This is a genomic window from Agrobacterium pusense (assembly GCF_900102105.1).
In the GTDB taxonomy this organism is placed as follows: domain Bacteria; phylum Pseudomonadota; class Alphaproteobacteria; order Rhizobiales; family Rhizobiaceae; genus Agrobacterium; species Agrobacterium pusense.
In genome coordinates this window covers 77,196-103,711 of sequence record NZ_FNBB01000010.1, presented here as the reverse complement: position 1 = coordinate 103,711, position 26,516 = coordinate 77,196, and the positions used below count along the sequence as shown (strand labels likewise).

Below are 26,516 nucleotides of genomic sequence, written 5' to 3'. Positions count from 1 at the left end.
CAAACAGACGGCATGCCGCCCCGGCGGCAGACAGCAATAATCAGAGCGGCAGGCCGGTCGAACGGCCCTAACGGCATCGAGGAGGCGGACGGACAAGTCCGCAAGAACACAATGGCAAGGCAAGAAGCGAACGAGCAGTTTCAGATCACGTCGTTTCTGGACGGCGCGAATGCAGCCTATATCGAGCAGCTCTATGCCCGGTACGAAGAGGATCCCTCTTCCGTGTCGCCGGAGTGGCAGAGCTTCTTCAAGGCACTGTCCGATAATCCGGAAGATGTGAAGAAGGCGGCCAAGGGCGCCTCCTGGAAGCGTGCCAACTGGCCAATCCCGGCAAATGGCGACCTGGTTTCCGCACTTGATGGCAACTGGACCACGGTCGAAAAGGCCATCGAAAAGAAGGTTCAGGCAAAGGCTGAGGCCAAGAGCGCCGATACCGGCAAGCCGGTCAGCGAAGCCGAAGTGCTGCAGGCGACCCGCGACAGCGTTCGCGCTATCATGATGATCCGCGCCTACCGCATGCGCGGCCACCTGCATGCCAAGCTCGATCCGCTCGGTATTGCCGTTGCCGTCGAGGACTATAACGAGCTTTCGCCGAAGTCCTACGGCTTTGAAGAAAGCGATTACGACCGCAAGATTTTCATCGATAACGTGCTCGGCCTCGAATATGCGACCGTGCGCGAGATGATCGATATTCTGGAGCGCACCTATTGCTCCACTATCGGCGTCGAATTCATGCACATGTCCAGCCCGGAAGAGAAGGCCTGGATTCAGGAGCGCATCGAAGGTCCGGACAAGGGCGTTGCTTTCACGGCCGAAGGCAAGAAGGCCATTCTGTCAAAGCTGGTCGAAGCCGAAGGTTATGAGCAGTTCCTCGACGTGCGTTTCAAGGGCACCAAGCGTTTCGGCCTCGATGGCGGTGAATCGCTGATCCCGGCGCTCGAGCAGATCATCAAGCGCGGCGGCCAGGAAGGTCTCGAAGAAGTCGTTCTCGGCATGGCCCACCGCGGCCGCCTGAACGTTCTGACCAACGTCATGGGCAAGCCGCACCGCGCCGTATTCCACGAGTTCAAGGGTGGTTCGTTCAAGCCAGACGACGTCGAAGGTTCGGGTGACGTGAAGTATCACCTCGGTGCCTCCTCGGACCGCGAGTTCGACGGCAACAAGGTTCACCTGTCGCTGACGGCCAACCCGTCGCATCTTGAAATCGTCAACCCTGTCGTCATGGGCAAGGCCCGTGCCAAGCAGGACCAGCTGGCCAAGGTGTGGGAAGGCGATGTCATTCCGCTTTCCGAGCGCGCCAAGGTTCTGCCGCTGCTTCTGCACGGCGATGCCGCTTTTGCGGGCCAGGGCGTGGTTGCTGAAATTCTCGGCCTCTCCGGCCTGCGCGGTCACCGCGTTGCCGGTACCATGCACTTCATCATCAACAACCAGATCGGCTTTACGACGAACCCGGCCTTCTCCCGTTCGTCGCCCTATCCGTCCGACGTCGCCAAGATGATCGAAGCGCCGATCTTCCACGTCAACGGTGACGATCCGGAAGCTGTGACCTATGCGGCCAAGGTTGCCACCGAATACCGCATGAAGTTCCACAAGCCCGTCGTCGTGGACATGTTCTGCTACCGCCGCTTCGGCCACAACGAAGGCGATGAGCCGGCGTTCACGCAGCCGAAGATGTACAAGGTCATCCGCGGCCACAAGACCGTCGCGCGCATCTATGCCGACCGTCTGATCGCCGAAGGCCTGCTCAGCGAAGGCGAATTCGAAAAGATGAAGGCCGACTGGCGCGCCCATCTCGAGCAGGAATTCGAGGCGGGGCAGTCCTACAAGCCGAACAAGGCCGACTGGCTGGACGGTCAGTGGTCCGGCCTGCGTGCCGCCGACAATGCGGATGAGCAGCGTCGCGGCAAGACCGGCGTGCCGATGAAGCAGCTGAAGGAAATCGGCAAGAAACTGTCGACCATTCCCGAGGGTTTCAACGCCCACCGAACGATCCAGCGTTTCATGGAAAACCGCTCGCAGATGGTCGAGACCGGCGAAGGCATCGATTGGGCGATGGCGGAAGCGCTTGCTTTCGGTTCGCTCGCCGTCGAAGGCCACAAGATCCGCCTCTCCGGTCAGGATTGCGAACGCGGCACCTTCTCGCAGCGCCATTCGGTTCTCTACGATCAGGAAACCGAAGAGCGTTACATCCCGCTCGCGAACCTCGCGCCGACGCAGGCCCGTTACGAAGTCATCAACTCGATGCTTTCGGAAGAAGCCGTCCTTGGTTTCGAATATGGTTACTCGCTCGCCCGTCCGAATGCGCTGACGCTCTGGGAAGCCCAGTTCGGCGACTTCGCCAACGGCGCACAGGTGGTGTTCGACCAGTTCATCTCGTCGGGTGAACGCAAGTGGCTGCGCATGTCCGGTCTGGTCTGCCTTCTGCCGCATGGTTACGAAGGCCAGGGTCCGGAACATTCGTCCGCCCGTCTGGAGCGCTGGCTGCAGATGTGCGCGGAAGACAACATGCAGGTTGCCAACTGCACGACGCCGGCAAACTATTTCCACATCCTGCGCCGCCAGGTGAAGCGCGACTTCCGCAAGCCGCTGATCCTGATGACGCCGAAGTCGCTGCTGCGTCACAAGCGCGCCACCTCTTCGCTGGCCGAGCTTGCAGGCGAGTCCTCCTTCCACCGTCTCCTGTGGGACGATGCTGAAGTCATCAAGGACGGCCCGATCAAGCTGCAGAAGGATTCGAAAATCCGCCGTGTCGTCATGTGCACGGGCAAGGTCTATTATGATCTGCTGGAAGAACGTGAGAAGCGCGGCATCGACGATATCTATCTGCTGCGTATCGAACAGCTCTATCCGTTCCCGGCCAAGGCACTCATCAACGAGCTGTCGCGCTTCCGCAATGCGGAGATGGTCTGGTGCCAGGAAGAGCCGAAGAACATGGGTGCGTGGTCGTTTATCGACCCTTACCTGGAATGGGTCCTGGCGCATATCGACGCCAAGTACCAGAAGGTCCGTTACACGGGCCGTCCGGCTGCCGCCTCTCCGGCGACCGGCCTGATGTCCAAGCATCTGGCGCAGCTTGCTGCGTTCCTGGAAGACGCGCTGGGAGAGTGAGAACTCTCCCGCATCGCCCCGCAAAAAAGACACCTGAATAACGGAACTAGATCATGGCCACTGAAATCCGCGTACCAACCCTCGGCGAATCCGTTAGCGAAGCGACCGTCGGCACCTGGTTCAAGAAGGTCGGCGACACCGTCAAGGCCGACGAACCTCTCGTTGAACTGGAAACCGACAAGGTTACCGTCGAAGTCCCGGCGCCTGCCTCTGGCGTTCTGACTGAAATCGTTGCGCAGAACGGCGAGACCGTTGGGCTCGACGCGCTTCTCGGCCAGATCGCCGAAGGTGCTGCCGGCGCTGCGACCTCCGCACCGGCTGCCGAACCGGCAAAGCCTGCTGCTGCCGCGGCCGCCGCTCCGGCTCCCGCTGCTTCTGCCGCCAGCGCTATGCCGCCGGCACCTGCCGCTGGCAAGCTGCTTGCTGAAAACAACTTGTCTGCCGATCAGGTCGACGGTTCCGGCAAGCGTGGCCAGGTGCTGAAGGGCGATGTGCTCGCTGCTGTCGCCAAGGGCGTTTCGGCTCCGGCCGCTCCGGCTCCTGCTGCTGCACCGCGTCCGGTTTCCGCCGAACAGGATCAGGTTCGCGAAGAGCGTGTGAAGATGACGCGCCTGCGTCAGACCATCGCCAAGCGCCTCAAGGACGCGCAGAACACTGCCGCCATGCTCACCACTTACAACGAAGTGGACATGAGCGCGGTTATGGACCTGCGTAACCGTTACAAGGACGTTTTCGAGAAAAAGCATGGCGTCAAGCTCGGCTTCATGGGCTTCTTCACCAAGGCCGTGACCCACGCGCTGAAGGAACTGCCTGCCGTCAACGCCGAAATCGACGGCACGGACATCATCTACAAGAACTATTGTCACGTCGGCATGGCTGTCGGCACGGACAAGGGTCTTGTCGTTCCGGTCATCCGCGATGCCGACCAGCTTTCCATCGCCGGCGTCGAAAAGGAACTCGGCCGTCTTGCGAAGGCGGCGCGCGATGGTTCGCTCGGCATGGCCGACATGCAGGGCGGCACCTTCACCATCACCAATGGTGGCGTTTACGGCTCGCTGATGTCTTCGCCAATCCTCAATGCACCGCAGTCGGGTATTCTCGGCATGCACAAGATCCAGGAGCGTCCGGTCGCCATCGGCGGGCAGGTCGTCATTCGCCCGATGATGTATCTGGCGCTCTCCTACGATCACCGTATCGTTGACGGCAAGGAAGCCGTGACCTTCCTCGTTCGCGTCAAGGAAAGCCTCGAGGATCCGGAACGTCTGGTTCTTGATCTCTAATCGCTCTTGCTTTTCGTTTCAGCGGGGCTTCAAGTGAAGCCCCGCTGAAAGACTAACAGGGAGAGCAGACGTGCAGCCGACATTTCTAGCCGCTTCGCCTTTTTTGCCGCTTGTCGGTCTGAGCGTCCTTCTCCTCGTCGTGCACGTCATGTTGCAGGGGATGACGGCGACCAAGGAATTCGGGCTTGAATGGAATGCCGGCCCGAGGGATGGCAGCCGAGAGCAGCAGGGCAGGCTTTCCGGCCGTGCGTCACGCGCGTCTGCGAATTTCCGGGAAACATACCCGGCTTTTCTGGCGCTCGCTTTCGGGGTCATCATGGCGGGTGATCCTGCCGGTCTGGCGCTCACTGGCGCCTGGATCTGGCTGATCTGCCGGGTGATCTACATTCCGCTCTATCTGGCGGGCGTCCCCTATATACGGTCTTTCGTCTGGCTGGGGTCGATGCTCGGGCTGGCACTCATGTTTTTCGTGCTGATGTTCTGAAGGCTGCTTTACGATGCATCAATATCTCATCGAACTTGCATCCCTGATGGCGATTTTCTCCTTCGCGATCGTGTCGCCTGGCGCCGATCTCGCCATGGTCATGCGTCAGGCGATGGTGCATGGGCGCAAGCAGGCCATCATCACCAGCTTCGGCGTCGGGACATCGCTGATGTTCCATGTCACCTATACGATCCTCGGCCTTGGCCTGATCATTTCCCAGTCGATCTATCTCTTCAACATCGTCAAATGGCTGGGTGTCGCCTATCTGATTTATATCGGCATCAAGGCGCTGCGCGCTGGCAAGACCGAATTGCCCGCTGCCGAAGGTGAAGGCGTTCAGGCGAAAAGCAGTCAGACGGCGCTGAAGGCGTTCACGCTCGGTTTTGCGGCCAATGCACTCAACCCCAAGCCGGTGTTTTTCTTCCTGTCGATCTTTTCGACGGTGGTTCACGCCCACACGCCCGTTGGCATCAAATTCGGATACGGTCTCGTCATGGCAAGCTGCCTCATCCTTTGGTTCGTTGGCGTCAGCCTGTTCATGACGACACCACGAATGCGCGCCGCGTTTCAGCGCGCCAGCCAATGGATCGACCGCACCAGCGGGGTGGTTTTCATCGCCCTCGGTATAAAACTCGCAACGGAAAAAGCGGCCTGAGTTTCAGGTCAAACGGAAGCTGGGCAATGATCCGATATCTTGCCCCTATAAAGCAGGAACCAGAACATGGCATATGATGTAGTTGTAATCGGCACCGGCCCCGGCGGTTATGTTTGCGCGGTCAAGGCGGCGCAGCTGGGCCTCAAGGTCGCTGTCATCGAAAAGCGCGCGACCTATGGCGGCACCTGCCTCAATGTCGGCTGCATTCCCTCCAAGGCGCTGCTGCACGCGTCCGAAACCTTCGCACATGTTGCCCATGGTGTCGACTCGCTCGGCATCGAAGTTGCAGCGCCCAAGCTGAACCTTGAAAAGATGATGGGTCACAAGGACGGCGTGGTGAAGGCCAATGTCGATGGCGTTGCCTTCCTGTTCAAGAAGAACAAGATCGATGCTTTCCAGGGCACCGGCAAGGTTGTGTCGGCCGGCAAGGTTTCCGTCACCAACGACAAGGGCGAGACACAGGAAATCGAAGCAAAGAATATCGTCATCGCCACGGGTTCTGACGTTGCCGGCATTCCGGGTGTTCAGGTTGATATCGATGAAAGCGTCATCGTGTCCTCCACCGGCGCAATCGCTCTCTCCAAGGTTCCGGAAAAGCTGATCGTTGTCGGCGGCGGCGTCATCGGCCTTGAACTCGGTTCGGTCTGGTCGCGTCTCGGCGCCAAGGTTACCGTCGTCGAATATCTCGACAACATTCTCGGCGGCATGGATGCCGAGGTTTCCAAGCAGGCGCAGCGTCTGCTCGCCAAGCAGGGCCTCGATTTCAAGCTCGGCGCAAAGGTAACGGCTGTTGAAAAAACCGCTGCCGGCGCCAAGGTCGTGTTCGAGCCGGTCAAGGGCGGCGCTGCCGAAACGCTGGAAGCAAACGTCGTGCTGATCTCCACCGGCCGCAAGCCCTACACCGAAGGTCTCGGCCTTGCCGAAGCTGGTGTCGTGCTCGACAGCCGTGGCCGCGTTGAAATCGACGGCCACTACAAGACCAATGTCGATGGCATCTATGCGATCGGCGACGTGGTGAAGGGCCCGATGCTGGCGCACAAAGCGGAAGACGAGGGTGTTGCGCTTGCGGAAATCCTTGCCGGCCAGCGCGGTCACGTGAATTACGACGTCATTCCGGCAGTCGTTTACACGCAGCCGGAAGTGGCTTCCGTCGGCAAGACCGAAGAGGAACTCAAGGCCGCCGGCGTCGCTTACAAGGTTGGCAAGTTCCCCTTCACCGCCAATGGCCGCGCCCGCGCCATGCAGGTGACGGATGGTTTCGTGAAGATCCTTGCCGACAAGGAAACCGACCGGGTTCTCGGCGGTCACATTGTCGGCTTCGGCGCTGGCGAAATGATCCACGAGATCACCGTACTGATGGAATTTGGCGGTTCCTCGGAAGATCTCGGCCGCACCTGCCATGCGCACCCGACCATGTCGGAAGCCGTGAAGGAAGCGGCGCTGGCAACGTTCTTCAAGCCGATCCACATGTGATCGGCGTTTGAGCCCGACGCTCGAATATTAAATTTCCGTCATCTGCTGAACCCCGGCTTGCCATGCAGGCCGGGGTTTCTCATACTCGCGCTAAAGCCTGTCTAACCTTTTGATAAAAGGCAATAAAATGGCGCATTCCACTCAAGTTTCCTTCTCCATTCCGCAGCGTGTCATCCATTGGACAATGGCGCTTCTGATTTTCTTCAACCTCTTGTTTCCCGATGCCATGGCCCATGCCTACCGGCTGATGCGGCGGGGTGAAACATTGACGCCAGATCAGATTTCTTCTGCCAATATCCATGCCTATGTCGGCTTCGCCGTGCTGTTTCTTACGGTACTGCGCCTCTGTCTGCGGCTGATCCAGGGCGTTCCGTCACATCCGCCTGAAGAGCCGCGTTTCGCGCAGATTGCCGCCAAGATGGCGCATTTTACGCTTTACGCGCTGTTCTTCATCCTGCCACTCTCTGGCATCGCCGCCTATTACTTTGGGGTGAGCGCGGCAGGGGAGCTACACTCCGGCCCGTTCAAGGTGCTGATGTGGGTTTTGATCGCGGGCCATGTCGCGGCTGTCCTTGTTCACCAGTTCTATTGGCGCACCAATCTCCTCCGGCGCATGACACACGGCTGAGCGTCGGTTTGTCACGTTCCCCCTGCCGCGTAAAAACGGCATGTTTCCCTTGCTGCAAAGGAGCGGCTGGGGATCAGAGATGCCAAATATTGAAGATATATTGCCGGGTGCCGATTGGTACGATTGCTTTCAGGGTGAATTGACAACGCGGGTAACGTCCTCGCTCGATGTGAGCAGGCTTTTTCTGGAGCATCCTCCGGCGTGGATCAGCGGCCTGATGTCGCTTCGAAACGGTATCGTTTCGATGGTCGGTTTAAAAACGGTCGAGTTGGCGGCGGGCAGTTCTGCGGGCGGGTTCCCGGTCATCACCTCCACGCCAGAACGGACGGTGCTCGGCTTTGATGACCACCACCTCGATTTTCGCATCGTCATCGATCTCGAAGATGCGGCAGACCGCCAGCTGGCGAGCGTCACCACCATTGTCCGGCGCAAGAACCTGTTCGGTCGGTTTTATCTTCTTCTCGTTGGTCCGTTTCACCGCCGCATCGTGCCTGCGACGATGCGACCGTTCTGCGCCTCTATCCGGCCCGTCGAAACAGGAACTGTCCCGGTCACTCAACCCGCGTCAGCGTGAAGCCTTTCGCGCGCAGCAGTTCCACGAGGCCTCCTTCGCCCGGCAGGTGCAGCGCGCCGACGGCCATGAAGACATTACCCTTGGCAAGCTCATTGGTGGAGCGGTCCGCCATCACATGGTTGCGATCGGTGATGATGCGCTGTTCGAAAGCGGCGTAGCCCTTATCGTTGTCGGCGGCCTTCTTGGGATCCAGACTTTTCAGCATCGGCATGGTCATGCCGATGTCGCCCGCGACGTAAAGATCGGTCATGGTCGTCATCACGTCATCCATGCGGTCGCCAAGCTCAAGCGTTTCGATAAGCGCCTGCAGATGAAATTCCATCGGCAGTTCGGACATGGCGGTCAGTTGTTCGACCATGGTCTCCAGCCCGACGAGGCGCTTTCCGTTCGCAACCGCATCTTCGGCAAGCTTCTTGTCGAGAAAGGAAAGGCCCGTTGCCTTGCGGGCAAACTCGCAGGCGGGAAGGGCAACGAAGCTCGAGAGCATCCAGGGCTTCATGCGCGACACGGCATTGAGTGGAATGCCGCGCTCCTTCAGGCCCTTTTCAAGGCGCGCGACATTGTCGGGCGGCAGGATGTCGGTGATCGATTTGCCGTCCAGAAACATGGTGAGTTCGGGCTTGCCCAGCAGGGATGCCGCTATTTTCTTGTCATCAAGGATCTCGTCCGATTCCACGATGACAGTCGCTGCCTTCTCAAAGGCGGCGCTGGCGGCGGCCGGCATCTCTAGAACGCGCGGATCGGTCACATGCATGGTGCCGAGAAGATAGGATGGGGCCGTACCTGTCTTTTCGATGCGCCAGAAATTGCCCTTGCCGTTCGGGATCGCTGCCGCTTCCTGTTCGATCTTGGCGAAGGCTTCAGGATCGGTCTTGCGCATGTCAACGAGAATGTCGCTGCCCGCGCAGGTGATCGTCTGCTCGGCGGCTTCCGCTTCACTGAGTGACAGCAAGGTCATGAGCAGGATGGCAACGGCGGTGACATGCAGGGCGGCCAGCAGCCAGAGCAGCGCGTCGCCGGTCTTGCCCATCAGGGTGGCGGTGAGATTTTGAGGCTTTATCAGGCTGTGCATCGGTCCAATCCGGTTCTTTTTCGCTTATAGAACGGGGGTTTGGACGTCTGGTTAATGCCTATGGTTAACCATTTCCTGCATCATGCGCGTGGGTGAGCGTTGTCGTAGATCTCCAACAGTCTCGCCGTATCGACGCCGGTATAGACCTGTGTGGTGGAGAGGCTGGCATGGCCGAGTAGTTCCTGAATGGTGCGCAGATCCCCACCGCCGGCCAGAAGGTGGGTGGCGAAGGAATGGCGCAACGCATGCGGGGTGGCGTTTTCCGGCAGGCCGAAAGCGCCGCGCAGCTTCTGCATTTCACGCTGGATGATGGCAGGCTGAAGCTTGCCGCCGCGTGCCCCGAGGAACATCGGTTCGTCCGCCGACATGGCATAGGGGCAGAGCTTTTTGTATGTATCGACCGCTTCCGTCACCACTGCGAGCAGCGGCACGATCCGCGTCTTGTTGCCCTTGCCGGTGATGCGCAGGCTGCGCACGCCGGGTGGGAAATCGGCGGGAGTAAGACCCAGTGCCTCGGAAATGCGCAGGCCACAGCCGTAAAGCAGCGACATGACCGCAGCGTTGCGGGCGGCAATCCAGGGTTCTTCGTTCAACTGTGCCTCGGCCGTGGTGATCTTCAGCGCCTGACGGTCGGTCAGCGGCTTCGGCAGCGATTTCGGCTGTTTTGGCGCGCGCATTGCGGTGGCGCCGGCCGCATTGACGAGTCCCTTTTTCTGCAGGTGGTGCAGTAGCGAGCGCAGGCCCGCCAGATGCCGCCCAAGCGACCGCGCGCCGGCGCCCTCCTTGCGTCTATTGGCCAGAAAGGCGCGAAGATCAACGGGGCGCAGATCGGCAATATCGATTATGGAGGCTGGTTTGCCGATGTAGCCGGTCAGGAACGTCAGGAACTGACGCGTATCGCGCTCATAGGCCTCGACGGTGTTGTCGGAGAGGCGGCGCTCGCCTGCAAGCGCCGTCAGCCAGGCTTGGCGCTCGGCGAGCAGATCGGGTTCGGCGAATGTCAGGATTTCGGTCACGCGGCGCTCCATTCCACAATGCGAAACTATGCGCTTATGGTCAGCATTTGGTTAAGAGGTGGACTTTGCGTGGTGCGCCCACTACATCCGGGCGGTTTCCTTTTTCCTGTCGCCGGGGCATGGTCGCCACATCATGGCAAAAGATTCGTCCGATCTGTTTGGGGCTCTGTTCGACCCGCCGTCGCCCACGCGCACGGTGCCCGTTCTTGTGCCCATGCCGGCGCCCGGGCCCTATAGCTACGCTGTGCCTGAAGATATGGTGGTGGAAACTGGTTCCGTCGTTCAGGTGCCGCTTGGCCCCCGGCAGGTGTTCGGCGTGGTGTGGGACGAAACCGGAGAGAAAGCTGTCGATCCGAAGAAGTTGCGGCCCATTACCAAGAGTTTCGAGTGCCCGCCCATGAAGACGGAAATGCGCCGCTTCGTGGACTGGGTCGCCGCCTATACGCTTTCTCCGCCCGGCCTCGTGGCACGCATGGCGTTGCGTGCGCCCGCCGCTTTCGATCCCGAACCGATGATCGAGGGGCTGCGGCTGACCGAAGGTAGGCCGGAGCGCCTGACCCCCGCCCGCGAACGGGTAATGGAGCTGGCGGCCGAAGGGCACGGCTGGACGAAGAGCGGGCTTGCCCATGCTGCAGGCGTTTCGACCAGTGTCATCGACGGGCTTGTCAAACAGGGCGTGTTCGAGACGATATTCCTGCCCGCGCCGCCAGTGGTGCCCGAGCCTGACCCCGATTATGTCGAGCCGCGTCTGGAAGGCCCGCAGAGACAGGCGGCTTCGGAGATCCTCGAGGATGTGCGCAAGGGTGGATTTCATGTTTCCCTGATCGATGGCGTGACCGGCTCCGGCAAGACCGAGGTCTATTTCGAGGCCGTGGCCGAGACGCTCAGGCAAGGCAAGCAGGTCCTCATCCTGCTGCCCGAAATCGCGTTGACGGCGGCGTTTCTGGAGCGTTTCCAGGATCGTTTCGGCGCCAAGCCGGCCGAATGGCATTCGGACCTGTCGCCGCGTATGCGCGAAAAGGTCTGGCGGCAGGCAGTGACCGGCGAGGTGAAGGTGGTGGCTGGGGCACGTTCGGCGCTTTTCCTGCCGTTCGACAATCTTGGTCTTATTATTGTCGATGAGGAGCACGACCCCGCTTACAAGCAGGAAGATCGTGTCTTCTATAATGCCCGCGACATGGCGGTGGTGAGGGCGCGTATCGCCGAATTCCCCGTCGTGCTGGTTTCGGCCACGCCTTCGGTGGAAAGCCAAGTCAACGGCAGTTCGGGGCGTTACAACACCATTCACCTGCATACGCGTTTCGGCGATGCGGCAATGCCCGATCTGCATCTTGTCGATATGCGCCGCCATCCGCCGGAAAGGGGAGGGTTTCTGTCACCCGTTCTGCTGCGCGGAATCGGCAAGACGATCGAGAAGGGCGAGCAGGCGCTGCTGTTCCTCAATCGACGCGGTTATGCGCCGCTGACGCTGTGCCGCGTCTGCGGCCATCGTTTTCAGTGCCCACAATGTTCCAGCTGGCTGGTGGAGCATCGTTTCCGCAATCAGTTGCAGTGCCATCAGTGCGGCCATAATGAGCCGACGCCCGACCATTGCCCGGAATGCGGCACCTTCGATCATCTCGTGGCCTGCGGGCCGGGGGTTGAGCGCATCGCCGAAGAGGTGGAGAAACATTTCCCCGATGCCCGCACCATCGTGCTCTCTTCCGATCTCATGGGCGTCAAGCGGTTGCGGTTGGAGCTGGAGGCGATCGTCAAAGGCGAGGCGGATATCGTCATCGGCACGCAGCTCGTCGCCAAGGGGCATAATTTCCCGCTGATGACGCTCGTTGGCATCGTCGATGCCGATCTCGGCCTGGCCAATGGCGACCCGCGTGCGGCGGAGCGAACCTTCCAGCTGCTTTCGCAGGTGACGGGTCGCGCCGGACGGACGGGGCGCAAGAGTCATGGCCTGCTCCAGACCTATCAGCCGCAGCATCCGGTTATGCAGGCGATCGTCTCCGGTGACGCCTCGGCTTTTTACGAGAGGGAGATCGTGGAGCGCGAAAAGGCTGTCCTGCCGCCCTTCGGACGGCTTGCCTCGATCATCGTCTCAGCCGATACGCGCGCAGAGGCGGAGACACATGCGCGTGGATTGCGGGCTGCGGCCCCGCAGGTAAACGGCATCATGCTGCTTGGCCCGGCGGAAGCGCCGCTCGCGCTCATCCGCGGCCGCCATCGCTTCCGGTTGCTGGTGCACGGGCGACGCAACTCCGACATGCAATCGTTCCTGCGAACGCTTCTGGCAAATGGCCCTAAAGAGCGCGGCAGCGTGCATGTTCAGCTGGATATCGATCCGCAAAGTTTCCTTTGAACTTTATCAAAGAAGGGCTTTTTCCTGCTGTCATGACCGTGTCATAACGCCAGCGGGAAACAGAATGATTTGGGGAACGATATGGAGTTTTATTTTCCGACAGAGTTCGGCGAACAATTGGCCTTCGGCGCGGCGGTGGTATCAGCCATCATCGGGCTGTTTTTCATGTTCGCACCCGGCTTGACGCTTCGCGCTTTCGGTCTGCTGCCCGCCGGCGAACGCCGGGATGGCTATGCGCTGGTGCGCTCGTCGCTTGCCGGCTTTTATCTGGGCCTCGGCGCCGCCGCCCTGCTTCTCGCCCAGCCCATGGTCTATCTCGCCTTCGGTGCGGCATTCGGCCTCAGCGTCTTCGGCGGGATACTCTCCATCCTCTCGGATGGTGGCGCAACCATGCGGAATCTCTTACTTCTGGTTGTGCACTTTCTGCTCGCCGCACTCTCGTTGAGCTACGTGTTCGGGCTGGTGTGAAGCCGGGTTTTTGCCTTTTGTGCCGCACAGGCACCGCATCCTGAGCGAAATCGGAAAATTTAACGCATTCCCCCTTGCCCAAACGGCGCTTTCCGCTATTACGCGTGTTGCGAGTCCCGGCATCCTATGCTAGACGGACCGCGAAATTGGGAAAAGGCAGGGGGGAATTCCGGTCTTTTTCGGGGAAATTGAAACGATTTCAAGAATTTGATGCGGTGGAGCCCCATCGCTGATGGTCTTGGACGATTAGCAGGGAAAAAGTGCCCGTGGCAGAGACCTCCCAGGGAACATCCGGTGTAGCGGAAAGGTATGCGTCGTCGCTTTTCGAGCTTGCTTTGGAAGCGGGTACGGTCGAAGCGGTTCAGGCCGAACTGGACAAGTTTGGCGCACTTCTCGACGAAAGTGACGATTTGAAGCGTCTGGTTGCGAGTCCGGTGTTCTCCGCCGAGGACCAGTTCAAGGCAATCACCGCTATTTGCGAAAAGGCCGGCATCACCGGTCTTGCGCTGAATTTCCTCAAGGTTGTTGCGAATAACCGCCGTCTCTTCGCCGTTCCCGGCATGATCCGCGCCTACCGCACCATTGCTGCCGCCCATCGCGGCGAAATTACCGCCGAGGTCACCTCGGCACATGCGCTCGACGAGGCGCAGGAAACTGAACTGAAGGCGGCGCTGAAGAGCGTTACCGGCAAGGATGTGGCGGTTTCCGTTACCGTCGATCCCTCGATCCTCGGTGGTCTGATCGTCAAGGTCGGCTCCCGCCAGATCGATACGTCTCTTCGCACCAAACTTTCCACCCTTAAGCTTGCACTGAAAGAGGTTGGCTGATGGATATCCGCGCCGCGGAAATTTCCGCAATTCTGAAAGATCAAATCAAAAATTTCGGCAACGAGGCGGAAGTCTCGGAAGTCGGCCAGGTGCTTTCCGTCGGTGACGGTATTGCTCGCGTTTACGGTCTCGACAATGTTCAGGCTGGTGAAATGGTCGAGTTTCCGGGCGGCATCCGCGGTATGGCGCTCAACCTCGAAGCCGACAATGTCGGTGTGGTTATCTTCGGTTCCGACCGTGACATCAAGGAAGGCGACACCGTAAAGCGGACTGGCGCTATCGTTGACGTTCCCGTTGGTCCGGAACTGCTGGGCCGCGTCGTTGACGCGCTCGGTAATCCGATCGACGGCAAGGGCCCGATCAACGCCGCCAAGCGTTCGCGCGTTGACGTCAAGGCTCCCGGCATCATTCCGCGCAAGTCGGTTCACGAGCCGATGTCGACCGGCCTCAAGGCCATCGATGCGCTCATCCCGGTTGGTCGCGGCCAGCGCGAGCTTGTCATCGGCGACCGCCAGACCGGCAAGACCGCAATCATTCTCGACACGATCCTGAACCAGAAGGCCATTCACGACAATGGTCCTGACGGCGACAAGCTTTATTGCGTCTACGTCGCTATCGGTCAGAAGCGTTCGACCGTTGCCCAGTTCGTGAAGGTTCTGGAAGAGCGCGGCGCGCTGCAGTACTCGATCATCGTTGCTGCGACCGCTTCCGATCCGGCTCCGATGCAGTACCTGGCACCGTTTGCCGGTTGCGCCATGGGCGAATACTTCCGCGACAACGGCAAACACGCCCTCATCGGTTACGACGACCTTTCCAAGCAGGCCGTTGCTTACCGTCAGATGTCGCTTCTGCTGCGCCGTCCTCCGGGCCGCGAAGCTTATCCGGGCGACGTTTTCTACCTCCACTCCCGTCTTCTCGAGCGCGCTGCAAAGCTTTCCGACGAAATGGGCGCCGGCTCGCTGACAGCTCTGCCTGTCATCGAAACCCAGGGTAACGACGTTTCGGCCTTTATTCCGACCAACGTGATCTCGATCACCGACGGCCAGATCTTCCTTGAAACCGACCTGTTCTATCAGGGTATCCGTCCGGCTGTTAACGTCGGTCTGTCGGTTTCGCGCGTTGGCTCTGCCGCCCAGATCAAGGCGATGAAGCAGGTTGCCGGCTCGATCAAGGGTGAACTCGCCCAGTATCGCGAAATGGCCGCCTTCGCCCAGTTCGGTTCGGACCTCGATGCCTCGACGCAGCGCCTGCTGAACCGCGGTGCACGCCTGACCGAACTTCTGAAGCAGCCGCAGTTCTCGCCGCTCAAGACGGAAGAACAGGTTGCGGTGATCTTCGCCGGCGTCAACGGTTACCTCGACAAGGTTCCGGTCGCACAGGTCGGCAAGTTCGAGCAGGGTCTGCTCTCCTACCTCCGGTCGGAAGGCAAGGCGATCCTCGACACCATCCGCACGGAAAAGGCTATCAGCGACGATACCAAGGGCAAGCTCAAGGGCGCTCTTGATAGTTTCGCCAAGTCTTTTTCTTAAATCAGGGCTCTTTTACTCGGACGGATAACGGATGCCTTCACTAAAGGATCTGAAAAACCGCATTGCCTCCGTAAAGGCGACGCAGAAGATTACCAAGGCGATGAAAATGGTCGCCGCGGCGAAGCTTCGGCGCGCCCAGGAAGCTGCGGAGGCCGCCCGGCCTTATTCTCAGCGCATGAGCGCCGTTCTTGCCAACATCGCGAATGCGGTCGAGGCGGACGTTGCTCCGGCGCTGATGACCGGCACCGGCAAGAACGACGTGCATCTGCTCGTCGTCTGCACGGCTGAGCGTGGTCTTTGCGGCGGTTTCAACTCGCAAATCGCCCGTTTTGCCCGCGATCACGCCCGCAAGCTGATTTCGGAAGGCAAGACGGTCAAGATCATCACGGTCGGCAAGAAGGGTTACGACGCCCTGCGTCGCGAATTTGCAGCCAACATCATCGAGCGCATCGAGCTGCGCGACGTGAAGAAGGTTGGTTTCGAAAATGCCGACCAGATCGCCAAGAAGGTGATCTCGCTCTTCAACGCCGGTGAGTTCGATGTCTGCACCCTGATCTATTCGGAATTCAAGTCCGTCATCAGCCAGATCCCGACCGGCCTGCAGCTCATTCCGGCCGCAACGCCTGTTGTGGAAGAGGATGCAGCAACGCAGAACGCCGTCTATGAATATGAGCCGGATGCGGCTTCTATTCTGGAAGACCTTATTCCGCGCAACATTTCGGTTCAGGTTTTCCGGGCTCTGCTCGAAAACGTTGCCGGTGAAATGGGCGCCAAGATGAGCGCGATGGATAACGCAACGCGCAATGCCGGTGAGATGATCAACAAGCTGACGCTGTCCTACAACCGTCAGCGTCAGGCTCAGATCACCAAGGAACTCATTGAAATCATTTCGGGCGCGGAAGCGCTCTGAGGTAAGGAAAGAGGGTAAGGATAATGGCTAAGGCAGCTACCCCCAAGAAAACCGCAGCGGTGAACGGCGCGGGCAAGGTTACCCAGGTTATCGGCGCTGTTGTCGACGTGGCGTTCGAAGGCGAACTGCCTCCGATCCTGAACGCGCTCGAAACCGAGAACAACGGCAACCGCCTGGTTCTGGAAGTCGCGCAGCACCTCGGTGAAAACGTCGTTCGCACGATCGCCATGGACTCGACCGAAGGTCTCGTTCGCGGTCAGAGCGTTTCGAACACCGGCGCTCCGATCTCCGTTCCGGTAGGTCCGGAAACGCTCGGCCGTATCATGAACGTTATCGGCGAGCCGGTTGACGAAGCTGGTCCGATCGTGACCGCTTCCAAGCGCGCCATCCATCAGGACGCTCCTGCTTACGTCGAACAGTCGACCGAAGCACAGATCCTCGTCACCGGCATCAAGGTCGTCGACCTTCTGGCTCCTTACGCCAAGGGTGGTAAGATCGGCCTGTTCGGCGGCGCCGGCGTTGGCAAGACCGTTCTCATCATGGAACTCATCAACAACGTTGCCAAGGCACACGGCGGTTACTCGGTATTCGCTGGCGTTGGTGAGCGTACCCGTGAAGGTAACGACCTCTACCACGAAATGATCGAATCGAACGTCAACAAGCTCGGCGGCGGCGAAGGCTCCAAGGCTGCGCTGGTTTACGGCCAGATGAACGAACCGCCGGGCGCCCGCGCTCGCGTCGCTCTGACCGGTCTGACGATCGCTGAAAACTTCCGCGACGAAGGCCAGGACGTTCTGTTCTTCGTGGACAACATCTTCCGCTTCACGCAGGCTGGTTCGGAAGTGTCGGCTCTGCTCGGCCGTATTCCTTCGGCCGTGGGTTATCAGCCGACGCTGGCAACCGACATGGGCCAGATGCAGGAACGCATCACCACCACGACCAAGGGTTCGATCACCTCGGTTCAGGCCATTTACGTCCCCGCCGACGACTTGACCGACCCGGCTCCTGCTACCTCGTTCGCCCACCTGGACGCCACGACGGTTCTGTCGCGCTCGATCGCTGAAAAGGGTATCTACCCGGCCGTTGACCCGCTCGACTCCACCTCGCGCATGCTCGACCCGATGATCGTCGGCGAAGAACACTATGAAGTGGCTCGTAAGGTTCAGTCGACCCTTCAGCGCTACAAGGCTCTTCAGGACATCATCGCCATCCTCGGCATGGACGAGCTGTCGGAAGAAGACAAGCTGACGGTTGCCCGCGCCCGTAAGATCGAGCGCTTCCTGTCGCAGCCGTTCTTCGTTGCCGAAGTCTTCACCGGTTCGCCGGGCAAGCTCGTTGCGCTCGAAGACACGATCAAGGGCTTCAAGGGTCTGGTCAACGGTGAATATGACAGCCTGCCGGAAGCTGCCTTCTACATGGTCGGTTCGATGGAAGAAGCCATTGAAAAGGCCAAGAAGCTGGCTGCCGAAGCTGCCTGATCATGAATTGGCGGGCGCGTGGTTCAGCCGCGCGCCTTGCCGACAATGGTGGCGAAACCGATAAGGCTTTGTCGGCGTTGTAACAGACAAGTCCGTGACGCCCGCGTAATTGAAAAGAAGTGAATAGCCATGGCTGACAGTTTCAAATTCGATCTCGTTTCCCCGGAGCGTCTGCTCGTTTCCGAAACGGTTACGGAAGTCGTCATCCCGGCCACGCTGGGTGAAATGACCGTTCTGGCCAACCATGCGCCGACGATGACCACGATCAAGCCGGGTTTGGTCACGGTGAAGTTCGCTTCTGGTGAAACGCATAAATATGTCGTCTTCGGTGGCTTCGCCGATATTCTCCCGACGGGCTGCACGCTTCTTGCCGAATCCGCGGTTTCGGCCGATGACATGTCTCCCGACACGTTGCAGCGTCGCATCGATGCGGCCAAGGCCGAAATCGAAGAAGGCAATCATCACCACGAGCATCTGACGAAGCTTGAAAAGCACCTTTACGAACTGACGAACCTGCATGAGGTTCTCGTCGCTGCTTGAAAGCACCGGGCGGGTTCGAAAGAATGACTGCCCACAAAAAATCCGAACCAGAAAGCGGCCGTCTCGGTCGCTTTTTTGTTTTGACCTGCTGCTTAACGGGTCAGCGAGTACGATTGCCTTCGTCCTCCTCAGCCTGCCCACATAAGCTTCAAAATCACGTTGACCGGGTGCATCAATTATTCGCCTACGGAACATGAGTCTAGCAAAGGCGCGCTTCAACGATTGCGTTTCAACCGGGCAGCCTCGGAAACCGATTCCGATTTTCAGAGCTTTCGGTTAGATGTGATATCCCGAAGAAATGCTGCTCGGGTGCGCAACACGAAGCAGATTTGGTGATGGAGGAGTGATCGGCATGTCGGCAAAAGCGAGCTACAGAGGGGTCGCGAGAACCGCGTTGCGGTCAGGGACCCTGATCGAGGGCGAGAGAGCGGTGCCCGAGGAAGTGCCGGTTGCTTTTTCCTATGGTGGCAGCACCCATGCCGTGATGATGGCCAGCCCCGCAGATCTTGTCGATTTTGCAGTCGGATTTAGTCTGACGGAAGGCATCATATCCACACGGGCGGAAATCCGGTCAATCGAGGTGATCGAGGCGGGGCAGGGCTTCGACGTTCAGGTGGATTTGCAGGATGCCAATGCGGATGCGCTCAGGGCGAGACGGCGGCATATGGCAGGCCCTGTCGGCTGCGGTCTTTGTGGCATCGAATCGATAGAACAGGCGGTCCGAGTGGTCCCGGTCCTGAGCGGCTCTGAACTCTCCGTCGACGGGGACGACATTGTTGCTGCAATGAAAGCACTGAATGAAGCGCAAAGCCTTAATCGCGAAACGAGAGCGGTTCACGGCGCGGGTTTCTACAATCCTAAAAAGGGGCTGCTTGCTGTTCGTGAAGACGTCGGTCGCCATAATGCACTCGACAAGCTTGCAGGTGCAGTTGTCAATGCAGGCCTACCGCCGAATGGGGGCATTGTGGTTGTGACCAGCCGCCTGTCGGTAGAAATGGTCCAAAAGACCGCCATTCTTGGCAGTCCCATTCTGGCGGCGATTTCTGCACCCACTGCGCTCGCCATCGAAACCGCTGAAAGCTCGGGTATCACCCTTGTCGCACTCGTGCGGGGTGAAGATTTTGAGATCTTCACCAGGGCGGATCGTATCATTTTATGACGTAGAGGCCGCCGTTCCCGACGGCCTTCAGACTTCAAAGAGACCCTTAGAACTCCGCCCATTCGGCTGCTGCGTTTCCATGAGACCTTGGTAAAGCAGCATATCGCGGTTGCGGCACCGGCAGCCTGGTGAGGACGGCTGGTTTCTTGTCGACGGGGCGTGCGGGTGACGCGTCGTGCGCGATTCTGAACTGCCGCAGCAATTCATGCAGATTTTCCGCTTCTGTAGCGAGCCCGTGGCTGGCGGCGGTGGTTTCTTCTACCATCGCGGCGTTTTTCTGGGTGGCCTGATCCATAACGTTGACGGCCTGATTGATCTCCCTGAGACCGTTCGCCTGTTCGCGGGATGCTTCAACGATGGCCGAGACATTAGTGTCGATCTCGCCCATCTGCGACTGGATGTCCCGCAGGGCGTCGCCGGTTCTGCCCACCAGATCCACGCCGTTGGAGACCTGCTCGCGAGAGGTGTTGATGAGGGATTTGATCTCCTTGGCCGCAACGGCGGATCGCTGTGCGAGTTCCCGGACCTCCTGTGCGACGACGGCGAACCCCTTGCCCGCTTCCCCGGCGCGCGCTGCTTCGACGCCCGCATTGAGGGCCAAGAGATTGGTCTGGAAAGCGATGTCGTCTATAACGCCAATGATATTGGTGATTTCGCCCGAGGACCTCGAAATCGCATCCATGGCGGAAATTGCCTGCTGAACGATGTCGCCGGAATGCTCGGCATGTTCTCTTGTCCGCAGCACCAGTTTACCGGCCTCACCTGCGCGGTGGCTTGCATCGGTTACGGTGGTGGTGATCTCCTCCAGCGCCGCAGCGGTCTCCTCCAGTGAGGCGGCTTGCTGTTCGGTGCGTTGCGAGAGCTGATCGGCGGCGATGCGGATTTCGCCGGATCCGGATGCGATTGTCGAGGCATTGTGCGCGATTGTCTGCATCGTGGCCTGCAGCTTGGCGACGACCTCGTTGAAATCTGCCCGCAGTTTTTCCATGCTGGGCACGAAGCTGTTGTCGAGGCGTTGTACAAGGTCGCCTTCGGCCAGCGCCCGCAGGGCATCTGCAAGCATGCGAATGGCGCTCATGCGCGGTGTGACGTCGGTGGCAAATTTCACCACCTTCACCACTTTACCGGTTTCATCGACAACCGGATTATAGGCGGCCTGGATCCATATTTCCTTGCCGTTCTTCCCGTAGCGGACAAACTCGTCCGAGATGAATTCGCCTGATGCCAGTCGTTGCCAGAAATTTGCGTAGGCGGGCGAGGCGGCATAGGCAGGATCACAGAACATGCGGTGGTGCCTGCCCTCGATTTCCTTGAGGTCATAGTTCACCGCAGCGCAGAAGTTTGGATTGGCGGTGATGATCGTACCGTCAGGAAAGAACTCAATGGTGGCTTGCGAGCGGGAGAGCGCCTCCAGTTTGCCCGCATCTTCCGCGGCCGTGATCTTTTTTGCGGTGATATCTGTTGCGATCTTGACCACTTTATAGGGCTTGCCCGAACGGAAAACCGGGTTGTAGGAGGCCTCGATCCAGATCACCGAGCCGTCCTTGCGGATACGGCGAAATTCCTTGGCCTGAAACTCGCCACGGGCGAGAGAGTCCCAGAATTCCTGATAGGCGCGAGACGCGGCAAGCTCGCTGTCGCAGAATATGCGGTGGTGCTTACCGACGATCTCTGTGAGGTCATAACCCAGTGCCGCGCAGAAATTCTTATTTGCGGTGAGGATATTACCTTTGAGATCGAATTCGATGACCGCCTGCGATCTTGATATCGCATCGAGCATATTTCTACTGTCTGCGCTTTTTCCTAACCCCAGCATTACAAGTCCCCCAAAGTCAGCCCACGGCGCGGCAAGCCGCAAAGAAGATGCGGTCCACGCCATATCACGTTGAACACCGAACAGGTTTTGCCGCCGAAGGCAGCAATGCAGGCACTTCTCTATGTTGGCCCTGGGTCAGGTATCGGCCCGCGTATAGGCTTGCCGGCGCGGTACTGATCTATGGCGTTAATATTAGATATCTATAATATTAAAATGTTCTTATTTAATAAAATGCTTGAAAGAAAAAACAAAACCGCCGGCAGGTGCTCCGGCGGTCTGGATTGTTCCTTATCATTCTTCAGCGAGGCCTGCGCAGACCTTGTCAGGCCGCGAGATCTTCCGCCTCAGTGCCCTTGAACATTTTCGCAAGGTTCAGGAAGCAGATCATGCCATGTTCGTTGGCGATGATCCCTTCGGAATAGGACTTGTCGAAGGAGGCTGAAATTTCGGGAACCGGCTGGACCTGGTTTGCCGGGATCGTCAGAATGTCTGAAACGCGATCCACCAGCATGCCGATGACCATGTTATGCACCTCGGCTACTACGATTGCGCTGCGCTCATTGGCAACGGTGCTTTTCATGCCGAGTTTGTGAGCCAGATCTATGATCGGGATAACAGAGCCGCGCAGGTTCATGACGCCGATGACGTCTTTCGGTGCGTGGGGAATGGGCGTCGAAGGCGCCCAGCCGCGGATTTCGCGAATGGTCGTCGTCTTCACGCAGAATTCCTGATCATGCAGGCGGAATGCGATGATTTCGAGCGTCTCACCGCCAAAATTGGTAGAGTTAATCATTGCCATCAGAATTCTTCCCAATGCTCGCTGTGGAGGCCGGCGCAAGTGCACCGACACTTGCAATGCGAATTCGGCGTTCTGCCTGGTGCCTGAACAGTCGGAAACAATATTTCCGTCTTCAATGGAAGATTCCTAGCATGAGATGGTTTCGCAAACCTAAATGCGAACCATCTCAATACTCTTTCTCGTAAAATATGCCTGCTGCGCCTTCGCCATCGCCGCCCGCTTCCCCGCGCAGCTTCACACCGCGTCCTACGTCGAGATTGATGATGGCTTTTGCGCCGGATTCGCCGCTTTGCTGCAGCTCCAGATAGGTTCTTTCGTTCAGGTATTTACCGGCGGAAACACGGGCCTGTCCTTCGGAATCGGTCGAAATATCAAGATCATCGACGCCGAGATTGCTTCTGAGCTTGTCGAACAGCGATGTGGAACGCCCGCCGGCCAGTTGAGCGGCGGCATCCGCCAACCGTGCGATCTGCAGCGCGGATAGTTTTGACATGGACTGGCCGAAGATCAGCTGTGCCATCACCTCATCCTGTGGCAGAGCGGGAGCCGAGGAGAACGCAAAGGTCGGATCGTTGGCAGTACCGGAAACAGATACGGTGATGGTCGTTGAACCAACCGTTGAGTCCGCCTTCATGTCGAGGACCGGAACGAGGCCGCCACCGAAACTGATATTTCCTGTCGTGAAATCAAGGCGGCGAGTGAGGATTTCAAGCCTGCCCCGACGCATTTCGAAGCCGCCGGAAATGACCGGAACCGCTGCGGTGCCACGGATCGTCAGATTGCCGGTCAGTTCTGCATCGATACCCCGACCGCGCACGAATATACCGCTCGGTGCATTGACCTGCAGATCGAGATTGATGGTGGACGAGCTCCCGCTTCCGCCCTGATCGGCTCCAAGCGCCTTGGCCTGCGCGCGTACCTTGGGTGGTGCGTTCTTGTGCTTGACGTCGATCTCCGTCAGTGAAGCCGGCAGCTTCTCCGGAATGGTGATGGCGCTTCTGTCCAGCGTCAGGTTGCCGCCCAGCACGGGGGAATTCAGCAACGGGCCTTTCAGCGTCAGCGTGCCGCTCACCACTGTCGTTACCAGCGTGCCGTCGTTGTAACCGGCGCGATTAAGCGTAATCGATATATCGGCAGGAAAACCCGAACCACCGGTTATGCCGACGCTGCCGGTTCCCGAGATCGTTCCACCGCCTGCCAGCCTGCCGGTCAATCGGGAGATGACGGCACGATCACGGTCGAAGGTGATGGTGGCGCCCAGATCGTTAATGGTGAGGTTTCGGCGCACGTCGGTCAGGCGCGTGCCATCAGTGGTGATGCTGCCGCTAATGACAGGTGCGGAAGCGCTGCCGGAAATCTTCACGTCGATGGCGGCGGTGCCATTCACATCGAGGCCCTGCGCTGCTGTTTGTGCCGCGACGGCTGAGAAAGGCAGTCTGCCGGAAAACGCCATCGAAAGCGGACGATTGCCGGCGATACCGAGCGAGCCGCCGCCTGAAAGCGCCATGCCGCCCTGACCGGAAACATTCGTGTCGATCTGAAGGGTACCACCGGAAAATTGACCGTTCGCCTTGATGCCGAGGGCGGCGAGACCCGCCGCGCGCGTCTGTGCGACCTCGGCATTTACCCAGTTGAGATTATAGTCGACCGCAGGGTTCGATGCCGCACCCTTGGCCTTCACCGTGCCGGAGATGCTGCCCGCCGCATCCAGTCCGGTGGCAAAGGCATTTGCGAGACTTGCGGGCAGCGAACGGATATCGGCATTGATATCAAGCGTCGACCCGGCGGTGCCGTTGACCTCGACACGTCCTTCGCCCGTGATGATGGTCAAATCGGAGATCCGGGCCGTACCGTTCTGGATGGCAATGGTGGTGGGTTTTTCAAGGCGCACGGCAATGCCCTTGGGCGCGGCGGAAAAGGCGTCGAGTCTTACCGTCATGGGCGATCCGCCCGTCTCGGCGCTGCCATTCACCACCAGCGGTGCGTTGTCGTAACGCGCGTTGACGTCGAACTGCGTCGTTGTGCCGGAATGACCGATTGTGGCTTTCAGGTCAGATATCGCAGCCGCGCCGGCATTGACGGTATCGGCGTTGACCTTGCCGTTGATGGCGATTGCCTGAAGGTCGTCTATTGAAATATCGGCCGCCAACCCGGAGATCGTTGTCGTGCCCTGACGGATGCTGCTGCCATTGGCTTTGATCGTCGCGGCGATCCGGCCATTGGCGTTGCTAAGGGCGATGTCGCCGGCAATATCGCCATCCGCCTGCTGCGCAGCGAGAGCGGCGAGTAGCGCAAGGTCGGGAAAGTTGAAGGAAAGATTGCCGGATGGCAGAAACTGCTGCGAGAATTGCAGTTGCCCGTTCAAGATATTCCGGCCTACCGCCACGCGCAGCTCGGGAATCGCAGTGCCGTTTTCGGTTTGCACCAATTCGGCATTGGCATCGATCTTCTGTCGGTCAAGGCTGCCGCTGGCGGTAAGTTTCGCCTGAGGAGCGGCGGGATCGGCCTTGCCTGTCGCATTGACTTGCAACGATTCAAGCGTACGTCCGGCAAGGATTGCGCTCTCGGAAGTCAGGGTCACGTTGAAATCTGGCGCTGCCAGCGCGCCGGTGGCCTCGATCGCAAAATCGGCGACGCCCTTTGCCTGTGGCGTCAACTTTTCAAGAGCGAGAAATTTACCCGTCAGGCTGGCGCTCAATGCATCGTTTTCGAGACCGGCATTGCCTGTCGCCTCGATCGTTCCCGACTTGACGACGAGGTTTTCAACGTTGGTGCGTCCACCGATGGTCACGTCGACATCACCCTGGAGGGCGATGGTGGTGTCGAACTTTTCCGCGAGAGCCGGTGGAAGGGTAGCGGGCAGTGCGAAGAGCTGCACGCTGGAGGTGAGGCGGTTGCCGGTAAGGTCAAAACTGCCGTTCAGTGTTCCGCCAACGCTGGCGCTTTCAAGCGTCGCGCTGTCAAAGCCGATGGCGGATGGGCTCAGGCGGAGCGGTGCATTGATGGTGAGCGGCGCACGCACCAGCCGATCAATATCCGGGCTGACAAAGGACGATTGCGCTACGGAGAGAGCGGTGGCGATTGTGCCGCTCCGGTCGGCGATATTGAGATCAGCGCTTTGCGCCGTCAGTTTGACGTCGTCCAGCCTGCCTTGCGGCAAAGAGAGGCTGCGCAGGGAAACGGTCGTGTCAAGATGTGCGGCGTCTGCCCCACCCTTTAACGAAAGATCGAGGCCGTTGATGAGGGCCTGCACCTCCCCATCGCTCAGCGGCCAGCGAAAATCGACGGGCCCGGCTGTGCCGATGAGGTTGGCGGCAAGGTCGTTCTGGCCGTTCGGATCAATGGTGCCGGAGGCCGTCAGCAGCAGGGTGCTGGTTTCCAGTGTACTGCTGCCGATTTCGATGCGCCCCTGTGGGGAAAGGGTGGCGTTTGCGTCGAGCTTCGTCTCACCGGCAAAAAGCTGCCGGAAGGCGGGCGGGAGAAGCAGATCGGGCTGGCCGCCACCCGAAACTTCGATGCGGCGGGTGCCATCCTCCGCGAGGAGGTGCCGGCCGGTGACGCTGACAACAGGGTTACCAGCGACGTTGCCACGCATGCTGCCGGTCCAGTTTGAAAGCGGTCCTTCGCCGTTAAGGTCGATGGCGACCGCAGGTGTGCCGGGCAGAGACAGCAGCGTGGCAAGAAGTCCGCCCTCAGGCTCCCGCATCTCCGCTTTCAGCTTCAGGACATTTTCGTTGGGAAGAAATGCGATGTCGGCGTTAACGACCGCATCCGGGGCATTCAGCCGGTGGGCCGTGAGCGACAGTCTGATATCGTCGCTGGCGGCCTTGAGGTTGCCTTCGGCCGTCAGTTCAAAGGGGCGGCCGAGAAGGGGCTGGCCGAGACGAATATCGGGAAAGCTGAAATTGTCGATCGCTATTTCAATCGGCAGAGAGGAACTGCCGGAGCTTTTGCTCGTCGTTTCCTCCACCGGAACCGGTTGGCGCTGGACATCGATCGATCCCGCCGATACCCGGTCCGCATGGAAGGTGCCGGCAAGAAGCGAGAAGGGTGACCAGTCGACGGCGATCTGGTTCACGCGGGCATAAGGGCCCTGCCGATCCGAAAGAGTGACGTTGTCGAGCCTCAGATGCCCCGTTAAAAGCCCGCTGGGCGGAGAAATCTCGATTATCTGATCGGGTGTCGATACAAGCGATGAAATCTGCTTTGCGGCTATTCTCGCGCCCATCGGCGTAAAACCGACGAAAAAGGCTGCAAGCAACAGAAGTACCACGCCGCACAAGGCAGCGTAGCCCAGCCATTTCAGCAATCGAATCAACGTTTTCATAAAGGGTAATCTACACTCTGTTG

General features: G+C 59.3%; 20 protein-coding genes. 15 read left to right on the top strand and 5 right to left on the bottom strand.

The features are described from left to right. Positions 1–111 precede the first annotated feature (111 nt). From BLU28_RS20065 to BLU28_RS20035, 7 genes are all read left to right on the top strand, one after another. A complete protein-coding gene (locus BLU28_RS20065; RefSeq protein WP_077987009.1) occupies positions 112–3,108 on the top strand; it encodes a 2-oxoglutarate dehydrogenase E1 component in 2,997 nt (998 codons plus the stop codon). Between the two features lie 53 nt (positions 3,109–3,161). Then, entirely contained in the window at positions 3,162–4,388 is a 1,227-nt protein-coding gene (gene odhB, locus BLU28_RS20060; RefSeq protein WP_022556940.1) for a 2-oxoglutarate dehydrogenase complex dihydrolipoyllysine-residue succinyltransferase, read from the top strand. A gap of 70 nt (positions 4,389–4,458) precedes the next feature. Then, positions 4,459–4,872: an MAPEG family protein gene (locus BLU28_RS20055; protein ID WP_004443796.1), complete on the top strand. Its 414-nt coding sequence runs from the start codon at positions 4,459–4,461 to the stop codon at positions 4,870–4,872. A gap of 13 nt (positions 4,873–4,885) precedes the next feature. Continuing rightward, the gene (locus BLU28_RS20050) at positions 4,886–5,527 is read left to right on the top strand and encodes a LysE family translocator (protein ID WP_004443793.1); all 642 of its coding nucleotides are present in this window, start codon (positions 4,886–4,888) and stop codon (positions 5,525–5,527) included. Between the two features lie 66 nt (positions 5,528–5,593). Continuing rightward, positions 5,594–7,000 carry a dihydrolipoyl dehydrogenase gene (lpdA, locus tag BLU28_RS20045; protein ID WP_004443790.1) on the top strand — a complete coding sequence of 469 codons (1,407 nt, stop codon included), beginning with the start codon at positions 5,594–5,596 and terminating at the stop codon, positions 6,998–7,000. Between the two features lie 127 nt (positions 7,001–7,127). After that, complete coding sequence (locus BLU28_RS20040) at positions 7,128–7,628, top strand: cytochrome b (RefSeq protein ID WP_077987010.1); 501 nt, start codon at positions 7,128–7,130, stop codon at positions 7,626–7,628. A 79-nt stretch (positions 7,629–7,707) separates the two neighbouring features. Then, positions 7,708–8,202: a DUF2867 domain-containing protein gene (locus BLU28_RS20035; protein WP_077987011.1), complete on the top strand. Its 495-nt coding sequence runs from the start codon at positions 7,708–7,710 to the stop codon at positions 8,200–8,202. Here the strand turns inward: BLU28_RS20035 and BLU28_RS20030 are convergent. Next, on the bottom strand, positions 8,180–9,274 hold the full coding sequence (locus BLU28_RS20030) for a TraB/GumN family protein (protein ID WP_077987012.1): 1,095 nt from the start codon (positions 9,272–9,274) through the stop codon (positions 8,180–8,182). The genes BLU28_RS20035 and BLU28_RS20030 overlap by 23 nt on opposite strands. Positions 9,275–9,354: 80 nt before the next feature. After that, positions 9,355–10,302 (bottom strand): tyrosine recombinase XerC, encoded by a 948-nt coding sequence (locus tag BLU28_RS20025; RefSeq protein WP_077987013.1) that lies wholly within the window; start codon positions 10,300–10,302, stop codon positions 9,355–9,357. 121 nt (positions 10,303–10,423) lie between these two features. Here BLU28_RS20025 and BLU28_RS20020 point away from each other — a divergent pair, with 121 nt between their 5' ends. The 8 genes from BLU28_RS20020 to fdhD all read left to right on the top strand — a co-directional run bounded on the left by BLU28_RS20020 (position 10,424) and on the right by fdhD (position 19,551). Further along, positions 10,424–12,640 carry a primosomal protein N' gene (locus BLU28_RS20020; RefSeq protein WP_077987050.1) on the top strand — a complete coding sequence of 739 codons (2,217 nt, stop codon included), beginning with the start codon at positions 10,424–10,426 and terminating at the stop codon, positions 12,638–12,640. 81 nt (positions 12,641–12,721) lie between these two features. Continuing rightward, the gene (locus BLU28_RS20015) at positions 12,722–13,108 is read left to right on the top strand and encodes an AGROH133_08824 family phage infection protein (protein WP_004443775.1); all 387 of its coding nucleotides are present in this window, start codon (positions 12,722–12,724) and stop codon (positions 13,106–13,108) included. A 260-nt stretch (positions 13,109–13,368) separates the two neighbouring features. Then, complete coding sequence (locus BLU28_RS20010) at positions 13,369–13,935, top strand: F0F1 ATP synthase subunit delta (RefSeq protein ID WP_004443773.1); 567 nt, start codon at positions 13,369–13,371, stop codon at positions 13,933–13,935. Continuing rightward, positions 13,935–15,464 (top strand): F0F1 ATP synthase subunit alpha, encoded by a 1,530-nt coding sequence (gene atpA / locus BLU28_RS20005; protein ID WP_004443771.1) that lies wholly within the window; start codon positions 13,935–13,937, stop codon positions 15,462–15,464. The genes BLU28_RS20010 and atpA overlap by 1 nt, the downstream gene beginning before the upstream one ends. Positions 15,465–15,495: 31 nt before the next feature. Next, positions 15,496–16,374: a F0F1 ATP synthase subunit gamma gene (locus tag BLU28_RS20000; RefSeq protein ID WP_004443770.1), complete on the top strand. Its 879-nt coding sequence runs from the start codon at positions 15,496–15,498 to the stop codon at positions 16,372–16,374. Between the two features lie 23 nt (positions 16,375–16,397). Beyond that, positions 16,398–17,852, top strand: coding sequence for a F0F1 ATP synthase subunit beta (atpD, locus tag BLU28_RS19995; protein WP_004443768.1), 1,455 nt, complete (start codon positions 16,398–16,400; stop codon positions 17,850–17,852). A gap of 129 nt (positions 17,853–17,981) precedes the next feature. After that, positions 17,982–18,392: a F0F1 ATP synthase subunit epsilon gene (locus BLU28_RS19990; RefSeq protein ID WP_004443766.1), complete on the top strand. Its 411-nt coding sequence runs from the start codon at positions 17,982–17,984 to the stop codon at positions 18,390–18,392. A gap of 352 nt (positions 18,393–18,744) precedes the next feature. Then, on the top strand, positions 18,745–19,551 hold the full coding sequence (gene fdhD, locus BLU28_RS19985) for a formate dehydrogenase accessory sulfurtransferase FdhD (RefSeq protein WP_222856727.1): 807 nt from the start codon (positions 18,745–18,747) through the stop codon (positions 19,549–19,551). 46 nt (positions 19,552–19,597) lie between these two features. Here fdhD and BLU28_RS19980 read toward each other — a convergent pair whose 3' ends face one another. From BLU28_RS19980 to BLU28_RS19970, 3 genes are all read right to left on the bottom strand, one after another. Next, the gene (locus BLU28_RS19980; RefSeq protein ID WP_077987015.1) at positions 19,598–21,367 is read right to left on the bottom strand and encodes a methyl-accepting chemotaxis protein; all 1,770 of its coding nucleotides are present in this window, start codon (positions 21,365–21,367) and stop codon (positions 19,598–19,600) included. 322 nt (positions 21,368–21,689) lie between these two features. Further along, positions 21,690–22,166: a chemotaxis protein CheW gene (locus BLU28_RS19975; protein ID WP_003504949.1), complete on the bottom strand. Its 477-nt coding sequence runs from the start codon at positions 22,164–22,166 to the stop codon at positions 21,690–21,692. 166 nt (positions 22,167–22,332) lie between these two features. Next, positions 22,333–26,493, bottom strand: a complete 4,161-nt coding sequence (locus tag BLU28_RS19970) for a translocation/assembly module TamB domain-containing protein (protein ID WP_077987016.1) — start codon at positions 26,491–26,493, stop codon at positions 22,333–22,335. Between the last annotated feature and the right edge of the window lie 23 nt (positions 26,494–26,516).